This is a genomic window from Streptomyces sp. NPDC087859, from assembly GCF_044742595.1.
Classification (GTDB): Bacteria; Actinomycetota; Actinomycetes; order Streptomycetales; family Streptomycetaceae; genus Streptomyces; species Streptomyces canus_F.
On sequence record NZ_JBIUUU010000028.1, the window covers coordinates 108,106 to 116,201 of the forward strand.

The 8,096-nt window shown below is 67.9% G+C and carries 12 protein-coding genes and 2 pseudogenes; 6 read left to right on the forward strand and 8 right to left on the reverse strand.

Features of this window, described 5'->3' with window-relative positions; all coding sequences use genetic code 11:
* Positions 1–479: 479 nt before the first annotated feature.
* The gene (locus tag ACIOHP_RS45365; RefSeq protein ID WP_401896999.1) at positions 480–602 is read left to right on the forward strand and encodes a hypothetical protein; all 123 of its coding nucleotides are present in this window, start codon (positions 480–482) and stop codon (positions 600–602) included.
* A gap of 78 nt (positions 603–680) precedes the next feature.
* Positions 681–854, forward strand: a complete 174-nt coding sequence (locus tag ACIOHP_RS45370) for a hypothetical protein (RefSeq protein WP_401897002.1) — start codon at positions 681–683, stop codon at positions 852–854.
* On the opposite strand, the gene ACIOHP_RS45375 is transcribed toward ACIOHP_RS45370, so the two are convergent.
* On the reverse strand, positions 851–1,027 hold the full coding sequence (locus tag ACIOHP_RS45375) for an ATP-dependent DNA ligase (RefSeq protein WP_401897004.1): 177 nt from the start codon (positions 1,025–1,027) through the stop codon (positions 851–853). The two genes, ACIOHP_RS45370 and ACIOHP_RS45375, sit on opposite strands and share 4 nt — an antisense overlap.
* A complete protein-coding gene (locus ACIOHP_RS45380; RefSeq protein ID WP_401897007.1) occupies positions 1,017–1,811 on the reverse strand; it encodes a MerR family transcriptional regulator in 795 nt (264 codons plus the stop codon). Before ACIOHP_RS45380 ends, ACIOHP_RS45375 begins: the two co-directional genes overlap by 11 nt.
* A gap of 78 nt (positions 1,812–1,889) precedes the next feature.
* Here ACIOHP_RS45380 and ACIOHP_RS45385 point away from each other — a divergent pair, with 78 nt between their 5' ends.
* Positions 1,890–2,252, forward strand: a complete 363-nt coding sequence (locus ACIOHP_RS45385) for a nuclear transport factor 2 family protein (protein WP_401897010.1) — start codon at positions 1,890–1,892, stop codon at positions 2,250–2,252.
* A gap of 38 nt (positions 2,253–2,290) precedes the next feature.
* Entirely contained in the window at positions 2,291–3,079 is a 789-nt protein-coding gene (locus tag ACIOHP_RS45390) for an SDR family oxidoreductase (RefSeq protein WP_401897013.1), read from the forward strand.
* 200 nt (positions 3,080–3,279) lie between these two features.
* On the opposite strand, the gene ACIOHP_RS45395 is transcribed toward ACIOHP_RS45390, so the two are convergent.
* The 3 genes from ACIOHP_RS45395 to ACIOHP_RS45405 are packed head-to-tail and all read right to left on the reverse strand — an operon-like array spanning position 3,280 to position 5,125.
* Positions 3,280–3,552, reverse strand: coding sequence for a hypothetical protein (locus ACIOHP_RS45395; RefSeq protein ID WP_401897014.1), 273 nt, complete (start codon positions 3,550–3,552; stop codon positions 3,280–3,282).
* Positions 3,553–3,564: 12 nt separating this feature from the next.
* Positions 3,565–4,122, reverse strand: coding sequence for a hypothetical protein (locus ACIOHP_RS45400; RefSeq protein ID WP_307038368.1), 558 nt, complete (start codon positions 4,120–4,122; stop codon positions 3,565–3,567).
* 31 nt (positions 4,123–4,153) lie between these two features.
* A complete protein-coding gene (locus tag ACIOHP_RS45405) occupies positions 4,154–5,125 on the reverse strand; it encodes a LacI family DNA-binding transcriptional regulator (RefSeq protein WP_401897016.1) in 972 nt (323 codons plus the stop codon).
* Here ACIOHP_RS45405 and ACIOHP_RS45410 point away from each other — a divergent pair.
* A pseudogene (locus ACIOHP_RS45410) lies at positions 5,027–5,692 on the forward strand (glycoside hydrolase family 6 protein); the annotation flags it as partial. The gene ACIOHP_RS45405 and the pseudogene ACIOHP_RS45410 sit on opposite strands and share 99 nt — an antisense overlap.
* A gap of 122 nt (positions 5,693–5,814) precedes the next feature.
* Here ACIOHP_RS45410 and ACIOHP_RS45415 read toward each other — a convergent pair.
* Positions 5,815–5,961 carry a hypothetical protein gene (locus ACIOHP_RS45415; RefSeq protein ID WP_401897018.1) on the reverse strand — a complete coding sequence of 49 codons (147 nt, stop codon included), beginning with the start codon at positions 5,959–5,961 and terminating at the stop codon, positions 5,815–5,817.
* Entirely contained in the window at positions 5,925–7,217 is a 1,293-nt protein-coding gene (locus ACIOHP_RS45420; RefSeq protein ID WP_401897020.1) for an IS1380 family transposase, read from the reverse strand. Before ACIOHP_RS45420 ends, ACIOHP_RS45415 begins: the two co-directional genes overlap by 37 nt.
* Before the next feature lie 137 nt (positions 7,218–7,354).
* On the opposite strand from ACIOHP_RS45420, the gene ACIOHP_RS45425 reads away from it, so the two are divergent.
* Positions 7,355–7,702 carry a hypothetical protein gene (locus ACIOHP_RS45425; RefSeq protein WP_401897021.1) on the forward strand — a complete coding sequence of 116 codons (348 nt, stop codon included), beginning with the start codon at positions 7,355–7,357 and terminating at the stop codon, positions 7,700–7,702.
* 113 nt (positions 7,703–7,815) lie between these two features.
* Here ACIOHP_RS45425 and ACIOHP_RS45430 read toward each other — a convergent pair.
* Positions 7,816–7,983 (reverse strand): annotated as a pseudogene (locus ACIOHP_RS45430) (IS1380 family transposase); the annotation flags it as partial.
* Positions 7,984–8,096 lie beyond the last annotated feature (113 nt).

Consider the following 8,096-nt stretch of genomic DNA (forward strand, 5'->3'; position numbering starts at 1 on the left):
ACCTGCCGACTGATCCGTTAGACGCCGAACAGTCGAAGATTTCGAGCCCCCGTCAGCTTCTTGTGGACGGGGCCGATGCTGAGGTTGAAGCCAGTCGGGAGTTGCGCGGCTTCCTGGGATGAGCCCGTCGATCTGTTCGTCTCCTCCTTGAGTCTTCTTGAGGTAGACGAAGGCGACGTAGCAGTCGCTTGGCGCAGGGCCCCGGCGCTTTTGAGAAGGATCGAAATGGTTGTTCGTTCGTCCGGTGTGCGTAAGTATCGGTGCGCCGTCAGCGGTCCTGTCTGGTGCGCGGGGGCGAGGTCTGGCGGCGGTTCATCAAGAGGCCCCGCCGGGGCTGTCATTTCGGCCAGGGGACGGCATGCGCGGTGTCCGTCAGATCTGCAGTGTTGGGACGGCCGCGCTCGTGCTCGGGGCAGGGCGTTCAGCGGAGGCGGAGCGTTTCAGCGGGATGCCCCGTTCGACCTCGATGAGGAGTTGTGATGCGAAAAGCCGTACTCGGGATGTTCGTGGCGTTGGCCGCGGTGCTCGCGGTGGCGCCGTTTGCCGGCGCGGATCAGGCTCAGACCGTGGCCTGCTGCGGCAAGCCGCCCGGTCAGCCGTAAAGGATGCTCGCTTCTGGCTCGACTTTGTATGAGGGCCCGTCAGTTCGCTGGCGGGCCCTCTCTCGGCGGTTGCCTGAGGTGGGCACAGGAGTCCGGAGGGCAGGAGTCAACGAGACCATCATCGCCATCACCCGCACTGCTTTGAGACTGCGCAGCCCGGCATCGGTGTTCTACTACCTGCAGAACCTCCAGCGCAGCGGCGCCCTGGTCCGTGTCGGACGCAACGGGAACACCTGCCGACTGACCTGCTAGACGCCGAATAGCGGCACGTCGCCGGGCTGCATGTCGGTGCGGATATGGGTGAGCCGGGCCGGGTGATGCCATCGTCCGGCGCTGTCCCGGGTCACATCCGCGGCGACTTCGGCGACGACCTCGGGCACGACCAGGTGCACCGCCAGCACCGCACTGACCGCTTCAGGTGACACGAAAGACCGGCCAGCCGATCTCGGTGCGCCACGCAGTGGGATCGCTTGTGTCACGAGGGCCGACAACGTAGACCTCCCGCACCGGCCCGGCCACCGACATCGCGTTCTCCACCACCCAGGTCCCGAGTTCGCCGTACGTGACCTCGATGCCGTCATGCTCGCCGACATGGGTGGTGACGGCCAGTTCCGCGGCCGGCAGAATCATGGGGTGCACGCGCCCGGTGCGAGGTGGCGCAGCGGTCGGCAGGTAGACGACCGCGTGACCGCGCTCCTGCTCGAAAAGGGCGTTGTCGTAGCTGCCGCCTGGCGGTCCGGTCACGGCGGCGCCGACGGCCGCCTCCAATTCGGCCATCGCACCTGCGTACCAGGTCGCGACGTCGCGATGCCCGACCACGGCCTCCACCGCCGCGACCGTCCGGGCGTGCTCCGCACGCAGCTCGACGTCGATCGGCGCGGGGTCGGGCCGGAGCAGGCGGCGCAGCGACACGACCGCGGCCCGGGTACGGTCGAGCGCGTCCTCGAGGCGTCGCAGGTGGTCCGCGACCAGGGCCGCCCGGACACCGGGGTCGGGGGTCCGCAGAATCCGCTGCACATCGCTCAGGGGTACGTCGAGCTCGCGGAGCCGGTGGATGACCTGCGCGGTCGGGATTTGGTCGACGCCGTAGTAGCGGTAACCGGTGGTCTCGTCCACCACGGCAGGTTCCAGCAAGGCCGCCTCGTGATACCGGCGCAGGGTCCGCACGCTCAAGTGGGTCAGCCGCGAGAACTCCCCGATAGTCAGCATCCCCTCATTCTGAACGCTCCCCCTGGGGGAGAGTCCACGGCTTGACCCTCCCGCGCCGTGAGGTCACACGGTGGGCTCATGACACAGCACACCGATCTCCCGTCCGATCTGCTCCCGACCACCGTGCGCGAGTTCTTCACCGCCCACGTCGTCCGCGACGCCGACACCGCCTCGTCGTTCCTTACCCAGGATGCGGTGGTCGTCGACCAGGACGAGACCTTCCGCGGCCGAGAGGAGGCCCACGCGTTCCTGCGGGACGCCGGGTCCGAGTTCGAATACACGACCGATCAGGTCGGCGCTCACCGCGTCGATGACACCCACTGGGTGGTAACCGTCCGGCTCGAAGGCACCTTCCCGGGTGGCATCGCCGAGCTCGACTACCGGTTCGCGCTGCGCGACGACCTCATCGCCGAACTCGTCATCGCCAACCACCCAGCCTGACCCAACCCGCACCACCTCGATCTTCAGTGGAGAGAAAAATGCCTAGTTCACATCGCGATCGTCTCGACGGCCGCCGGGCACTGGTCACGGGCGGTTCGAAGGGCTCGGGCAAGGCCGTCGCAGAGAGACTGCGAGAGATGGGTGCCGACGTGTACGTGACGGCGCGCAAGATGCCCGACGGGTATGAGCACCCTGACCGATTCATCGAAGCGGACATGTTGACGACAGAAGGCACCAACGCCGTGGCCGCTCGAATCGCAGAGGTCGGCGGCGCACTCGACATCCTGGTGCACGTCGTCGGAGGAGCGTCGACGCCCTCTGGTGGATTCGCGGTCATCACCGATGACCAGTGGCTCACCGAGCTGAACCTCAACCTCCTCGGAGCGGTGCGCCTGGATCGAGCTCTTCTCCCGGCAATGATCCGGTCTGGGGCGGGCGTGGTGCTGCACTTCACCTCGATCCAGCGTGAGCTGCCCCAGTACGACGCGTCCTTGGCTTACGCAGCAGCGAAGGCCGCGCTGCGCACCTACAGCAAGGGACTGGCCAATGAGCTCGCGCCGCGCGGCGTACGGGTCAACGCAATCAGCCCGGGCGGGATCGAGACCGAAGCCTACGAAAGGTTCGTGGACCGGATCGCCGAGGGCAACGGACTCACACGTGAAGCAGCCAAGCAGACCATCTACGACTCCCTCGGAGGAGTACCCCTTGGACGATTCGCGAACACCGAGGAAATCGCGGACCTGGTCGGGTTCCTGGTCTCGGACCGCGCCTCGGCAATCGTAGGAGCCGAGTACGTGATCGACGGCGGCACCGTCCCGACCGTCTGAGCCAGGCACCAGCTCCGCGTAGCCACGCGTGAACAGCTCGATCCGACGGCGGAACCCCCTCCTTCACAAGGGGGACCTTCAGATGCTGCTCGGCAGCACCGGAAGCGCATCGACGACGCCGTCGACGCGCTTCCGGCGCTCGCCTGGTCGTCGAGATCGCGCCACGCGGCTCCAGACCGGCTGCGTTGACAGCTCGAGGTCTACTCTTCGGGGATCGGGCAGACTCCGCGGCGCGCGGCGGTCTCGGCCATTTCGATGAATGCCATGGCGGTCGGCGTCCTTTCCCATTCGGCTAGGGCCAGCAGCAGGATCACCTCGGCGCGGTCCTGTAAGGCATCACAGGGCATACCGGCCGTCTGCGCGGCGGCCAGCAGGTCCGCGGTGGCCCATCCGGTGAGCCGGTCTGCCACCTCCCGGTGCAGAGCCTGCAGGCCCTGCTGGTACAGCTCATTCGCCTCGCCCAGGAGCAGCACCAGGTTCTTTGTTCAGTACGGGGCCATCACCAGGTCGCCGATCACTGTCAGGCCGACCTGAGCTGCGAGCCACGGCGCGCGTTCTGCCTCGACCTGCTTGACGTGGACGAAGACTGTGTGATCCGCCGAGGGCTCCCACAGATTGACATCGCGGACATTCACGCACAGTGTCACGAACGCACCCCTCGTACCGCCGACACCCAGACCCACTTCAGGAGCCTCGGGCCAGGCGTTGAAATCCCATCGGGCTGACGCAGGGCTGTCTCCCATCGCTTTGAAGAACGGCTCCACCGCTTCGGGAGGCATGGCCCAGCCCCGCAGCCGGATGGGGAGATGCGCCGCAGGATCGTCCCCTTCCTCCGACGAGCCGTCCGGGTCCCCTTCGGCCCACCATTCGGCGTCCGGAATCAGTTCCAGCAGTGCCGAAAGGACCTGCTCCGAGGAGACCCGTACCTCGAAATCCACTTCGAGGCCCTGGAGATCGGCGATTCCGAGCAACCGCTCGACAATGCGCAAACTCTCGGAGAGGTCTGCTGTTCTCAGAATCGGTTGTGCGTACGAGTTGGACACGACGTAGATTCTGCCTCCGCCACCGCGGCCGTCAGGAGCTGGAGCGGACGACCAGGCGGGTCGGCAGGATCAGGGGAGTGGGGTCCAGGACATTGACCACCGAGACGAGCATGCGCGCCATCTCCCGACCCAGGGCCTCTATGGGCTGATGGACGGTGGTGAGCGGCGGGTCGGCGAACTGCGCGACGGTCAGGTCGTCGAAGCCGACCACGGAGACATCGGCGGGGATCGTCCGGCCGGCCTCGCGCAGCGTGCGCAGCGCACCCGCCGCCATGTTGTCGTTGGCGGCGAACACGGCGTCCACGTCAGGATGGTTCGCCAGCAACGCGGCCATGGCGGCGGCTCCACTGGGCTCGGTGAAGTCGCCCTCCTGCGGCGGGAGCGGTGCGAGGCCCGCGGCCAGAAGGGCATCCCGGTAGCCGCGGTAACGGGCGCGCCCGGCCTCGGTGTCCAGCCGTCCGCAGAGCGCGGCGACACGACGCCGACCCCGGGTGATCAGGTGCTCGGTCGCCTCGCGCGCCCCGCCGACGTTGTCGACGTCGACGTACCACCGGGCAGTCGCGCCGACCGGGCGCCCGCCGAACACCACGGGCATTTGCGCTTCAACGGTCAGGGGGAACAGCGGGTCGTCCTCACGCAGCGCCATCAGCATGACGCCGTCGGCGCCTCTGGACCGAAGCAGTTCCGCAACCCGTTTGCGACCCCGGTCGGAAGCGGCCAGACACAGCATCAGATGCAGGTCGGCCTCTTCAAGGGCGGCCGACGCCCCGACGATGACCTGGGCGAAGAAGGGATCGGCGAAGATCGACGGATCCTCTCCCGAGATCACCAGGGCGGCCGCTCCCGTCTGCCGGGTGGCCAGAGCGCGGGCGCTCGGGTTGGGGACGTATCCGAGCTGCCGGACGGCCCGTCTGACGGCCTCACGCTTGGCGCGGCTGACGTGCGGGGCGTTGTTGAGCGCGCGGGAGGCCACCGAGCGGGAGACACCAGCGCGTTCGGCCACCTCGTCGAGCTCGCGAGCCGCCCAGCCGTCGTCATCCTGGAACCGGACTCCCTCGGGGACTACGGCTGCATGACCCAGGCCCAGATCGACGAACGTGAGACCATGCTCAGCGGCGCCCTCGCCGAGTTCAGCCGCCAGGCGCCCAACACCTGGGTCTACATGGACGCGGGCAACCCCGGCTGGACGAACGCGGCGACCATGGCTCGCCGCCTCCACGAAGCAGGTCTCCGCCAGGCCCACGGTTTCTCGCTCAACATCTCCAACTACTTCACGACCGCCGAGAACACCGCCTTCGGCGACGCCGTGAATCGTGAACTCGGCGCCCGCTACGGCTACACCAAGCCCTTCGTCGTGGACACCAGCCGCAACGGCAACGGCTCCAACGGCCAATGGTGCAACCCCTCCGGCCGCCGCACCGGCACACCCACCCGAACAGGCGGAGGTGCCGAGATGCTGCTGTGGATCAAGACCCCGGGGGAGTCCGACGGCAACTGCGGCCTCGGGGCCGGCTCCAGCGCCGGCCAGTTCCTTCCCGAAGTGGCCTACAAGATGATCTACGGCTACTGACGGACCGGGGTAAGCCGGTACGGTCGCCGCACGACTGCACCCTCGGCCAGCGCGGGTCGCGCGCGGCCGTAGGTGCGGCGCGAGCCACCACTCCGACGGAGGCCGTGCTGACAGCTCCCGGCCTACTCCTCGGGGATCAGGCAGACCCCGCGGCGCGCGGCGGCCTCGGCCATCTCCGCGTACGCCATGGCGGCCGGCGTCATCTCCCACTCGGCCAGGGCCAGCAGCAGGATCACCTCGGCGCGGTCCTGTGAGGCATCACAGGACATGCCAGCTGTTTGTGCAGCGACCATCGTTTGGGCTCCCAGCGCCGGGCCTGGCCGGTCAGGGCGAGCATGGGCATCCAGGCCAGGAGGTCGAGTGCGATCTGAACGATCTCCAGCCAGATCCGGTTCTGCGCGGTCTGGTGGAGGGGTAGGTCGCGTAGGCCGGTGTCGCGGGCGGCGCGGATGCGATCCTCTGCCCTGGCGCGCTGGCGGTGCCGCAGCTCCAGCTCCGCGATCGGACGGTCGGCGGTGTTGGTGGCGAAGCAGGTGATCCGCATCCCGTCCGCGTCGGTGATCCGCAACTGGGCGCCGGGGTGGGGCCGTTCCTTGCGGACGATCAGCCGCATCCCCTTGGGCCAGTGTTTGAGGCAGTCTCCGGCGAGTTCGGCGACCCAGGCGCCGTCGCGGATCTCGCCGTCGGGTTCAATAGCCGGGGTCCAGGCCGAGACCGGCACCTGCAGCACGGCCTGGTGAATGGCGTCGGTGATGACCATGCCGACCGAGTAGGACAGCCACCGTCCTCGTGCGGTGAGCCAGTTGAGGAACTCGTGGGTGCCGCCGCCGGAGTCGGTGCGGATCAGGGTGCGGCGCCCGCTCCGGTAGGTCTTGGGCAGCTGAGCCAAGGCCAGGCGGGTGGCTTCGATGTGGCCGGCGGCGGTGTTGCTGCCCGCGTTGCCCGGCCGCAGCAGGCCAGCGACCGATTCCCCGGAGCCCTCGCGGCCGTGGTCCACGAACGCGAACAGCGGGTGGTGGCCGAAGGGTTTCTTCCAGGTCGCGGTCGCATCCTGCTTCTCGGAGTGCGCCAGGACCAGTACCCCGTCGATTTCCACGACCACCTCGCCTGCCTTGCCCGGGGCGTTCTGCCCGGCCAACCGCCAGACCTGCTGGCGGACTTCGGCCCGGGCGCGCCGGATGGCTGCAAGCGCCCGGGGCCCGGCACCGGCGAGGGTGTCGATCAGGCGTGAGACGGTCGGGTCGGACGCCACCGGCCCGAACGCGGTTGGCTCGGCCCGCAGCATCGCCACGTCCGCCAGGCAGTCGCCGCCCAGCGCGACTGTCAGCGCAACATCCAGCAGGATCTTGCCCGGATCGTGCACCGCCCTGGGCTTGCGCCACGGGGCCAGTGCCGCTGATATCGCCGTATCCAGTCCGCTCTGGCGGGCCGTCTCCACCAGCAGCACCCCGCCGGCCTGCGCGACCACCCCGCGACCATTGCCCGCGACGCGGACACGCGGGTACGACCCGATACGCTTACTCACGTGGGAAGTTCCTCCGACTGGCGCGGGAACAAGGGCCTAGGCAATCCTCATTCTCGCTGGTCAGAGAAACTTTCTGCTTACTTGAGCACCTATCGGGACGGCCCGCTCCGTGAAGGCGCGAGGCTAAGAAGGCGATGATGACGGACACCGACGAGTGGTCCTTCACGGTGGACGAGGATGGCATGGTCTTCGTCGTCGCACCCTCCGGTGTGCCGGAGAACGTGCGGCTCGCCGTCGAGACCGTGCTGATTCCCTTCGGCGACTCTCCCGACTCCGTGGAGAGCTATCTGCGCGAATGGCGGCGGATGGCGGAGGAGCTCGGCGACGACTACGCCCTGGCGACCACGAGCGCGCAGGTCAAACGTATGGGGCCGGGCGAGATCGAACTCGGGGACATGTACGGGCAGTTCGAGGACTGTCGGATGAGTGCCCGTGAGTTCGAGAGGATGCTCGGACAGCTGATCGACTTCCTGAAGTCGCTCTAGCCTCGATCTTGCATGAGGGTCAATCAGCTTGCTGACGGACCCATTTCTGCTTGTTCGGGTTGGGGTTTTCTGCGGGTGGGCAGGTTGGTGCCCAGGCCGCGTCTGCGGCTCCGACTTACCGGGCCGAACACGCCCGGCTCGGCCCGAAGCATTGCGACATCGGCCAGACAGTGCCCGCCCAGGGCCTTGCGCCACGGCGCCAACGCCGTCGATATCGCCTGATCCAGACCGGACTTGAGGGCGGTCTCGACCAACAGCACGGACCCAGCCTGCGAAACCACCCCGCGGCCACAGCTCTCAGTGAGCGGTTCGTAAGGCGATGTCCTTTTCTGGCTGAGGTGGGAGCAAGGCGGCTGGTGGAGGTTGCGTCGGTTATTACTTCCGGGCGAAGTTG

Bases quoted from the DNA above. Each gene is read 5' to 3' on its own strand.
- ACIOHP_RS45425 (WP_401897021.1), top strand. From the start codon at position 7,355: ATGACGGACACCGACGAGTGGTCCTTCACGGTGGACGAGGATGGCATG.
- ACIOHP_RS45365 (WP_401896999.1), top strand. From the start codon at position 480: ATGCGAAAAGCCGTACTCGGGATGTTCGTGGCGTTGGCCGCGGTGCTC.
- ACIOHP_RS45385 (WP_401897010.1), top strand. From the start codon at position 1,890: ATGACACAGCACACCGATCTCCCGTCCGATCTGCTCCCGACCACCGTG.
- ACIOHP_RS45390 (WP_401897013.1), top strand. From the start codon at position 2,291: ATGCCTAGTTCACATCGCGATCGTCTCGACGGCCGCCGGGCACTGGTC.
- ACIOHP_RS45380 (WP_401897007.1), bottom strand. From the start codon at position 1,811: ATGCTGACTATCGGGGAGTTCTCGCGGCTGACCCACTTGAGCGTGCGG.
- ACIOHP_RS45415 (WP_401897018.1), bottom strand. From the start codon at position 5,961: ATGTCCTGTGATGCCTCACAGGACCGCGCCGAGGTGATCCTGCTGCTG.